The organism is Mesorhizobium sp. M1A.T.Ca.IN.004.03.1.1 (genome assembly GCF_003997555.1).
Taxonomy (GTDB): domain Bacteria; phylum Pseudomonadota; class Alphaproteobacteria; order Rhizobiales; family Rhizobiaceae; genus Mesorhizobium.
Window position 1 is genome coordinate 1 of the sequence record NZ_RZTV01001053.1, and the last position, 238, is coordinate 238.

Below are 238 nucleotides of genomic sequence, written 5' to 3' on the forward strand. Positions count from 1 at the left end.
CGCCGTGCCGGTCACCTCGGCGCACGCGCTGAACAATGCCACATTGGTTCATGGCCTGGAGCTTGCCGATCGCGGCCTGCGCGCCATCGCCGAAGACAGGCATCTGAGGAACGGCCTCAACGTCCACAAAGGCCGCATCACCAGCAAACCGGTCGCCGACGCGCTGGGCTACGAAGCCTTTGCGCCGGAAAGCGTGCTGAACGTAGCGTAAGCTATACTCTAGGTTAGGCGCCGGTCC

At 63.9% G+C, this 238-nt stretch carries 1 pseudogene; it reads left to right on the top strand.

The window, feature by feature from the left end:
• A pseudogene (locus EOD29_RS34895) lies at window positions 1–211 on the top strand (alanine dehydrogenase); the annotation flags it as partial.
• Window positions 212–238 lie beyond the last annotated feature (27 nt).